1 protein-coding gene and 1 pseudogene are annotated in these 1305 nt (G+C 45.8%); both read right to left on the reverse strand.

The features are described from left to right. Nucleotides 1-127 precede the first annotated feature (127 nt). Nucleotides 128-991 carry a DUF4123 domain-containing protein gene (locus ACQEXR_RS20145; protein ID WP_427021036.1) on the reverse strand — a complete coding sequence of 288 codons (864 nt, stop codon included), beginning with the start codon at nucleotides 989-991 and terminating at the stop codon, nucleotides 128-130. Beyond that, a pseudogene (locus ACQEXR_RS20150) lies at nucleotides 988-1305 on the reverse strand (type VI secretion system tip protein VgrG); the annotation flags it as partial. The pseudogene ACQEXR_RS20150 and the gene ACQEXR_RS20145, both read right to left, overlap by 4 nt.

Consider the following 1305-nt stretch of genomic DNA (forward strand, 5'->3'; position numbering starts at 1 on the left):
GTGCTGGGGTTAGTAATGGTCACCTTTAAGTCATTTATCGGTTCATCGTTTTCGCTACGAAACTCAACCTCTAACCAATTGACTGCGGGGTTACACAATACGCAGTGATTGTACATTTCAATCGCCATTACGCTTCTCCTTGCAATTGGTGATACAGGGTTTTTAATCCAAACAGCAATTCATCATCTCGCAGTCCAACAATGGTTTTTTGAATCGACACCTGATTCAGGAAGGCTTGCTTATGGGTAGTGATAATACTGGCCGTTAGTGCTTTCTCTTGTAGGGTCTGCTTTTGACTATCTGGTGCTAATTCCATTGCCGTAAAATGTGCTTGGAAGGCGCTATCAAAGTGCGGCATGTTGTGGTCAATTCTTGTTTCCATCAGTTGAGACTGATTCTGCCAGAGCCAGCTTTCTACGTTACGACTCAGCAATGGTACATTAGCTGTGTTATCAATGTGGTGCTCTTTAATTATCCACCAAGGCGTATTTTGATCTTGAGCCAAAGTTTGCTGGGTGGGGACGTCTGCTTGCCAGCTTTGCCACTGTTGATTGTAGTGGATTAATACGCTGTGATTCCTGAGTAACTGACTGACTTCTTCAGGGAGTAAACGCGGCAGCATTGCGCCAATATAACTGGGGTTATAGAAAGAAAAAAAGACGCGTTCACCAAGTAACATTGCTTGAAACAGGCTCGCAAAATGGGCGCGAAGCTCTTTTTGAACAGAGTCGGTACTGACAATAATACCGCTTTGTGCATGGTCATCTTGCTGCCACCATTCTATAAACTGTGCGTTAACAGGCAGTAACCAAGGGCCATCTTGTGGATTGGTCAGAGTATCTAAACTCATTAGTGGCCCACCATCTTCACCACCGCACTGGTAGAAAGCGACCTGAGGTTGGTGGGGGGAGCGTGGGTCGACAATGGCGTAGAGGCCTTTGTTTAGCTCGCGTTGTTCATATAGCCATTGGGTAATATTCAACTGTTTCATTTTATCTTTCCTTGCTCACAGGGTTTGAGCAATGAGGTATTAGCGTCCACAGTCGCTTGTGCTGGCAACGTTATCGGTTGTGGGGGCATTTGAGTTTCTAAACCATTTGGCAGCTTGCTTATCTCTCCTCCATAACCACTGCCACTGCCTGGGCTTCCACCCGAGTTTAAATTCACGCTAGGGCCAACCAAGCTAACACCAGACGCGTCTAGTTTTATAAAGCTGCCACCGGCTTTCAAAGTCATTTCAGAGCCTGCTTCGATAACGACCTTCATACCGGCTTTGATGTGGAGTTCATTGCCAATTTCAAATGC

Origin of the sequence: Vibrio sp. TRT 2004, from assembly GCF_050113735.1 — a bacterium.
GTDB lineage: Bacteria > Pseudomonadota > Gammaproteobacteria > Enterobacterales > Vibrionaceae > Vibrio.

Excerpts from the sequence above, each read along its gene's own strand:
- ACQEXR_RS20145 (WP_427021036.1), bottom strand. The coding sequence starts at position 991 with ATGAAACAGTTGAATATTACCCAATGGCTATATGAACAACGCGAGCTA.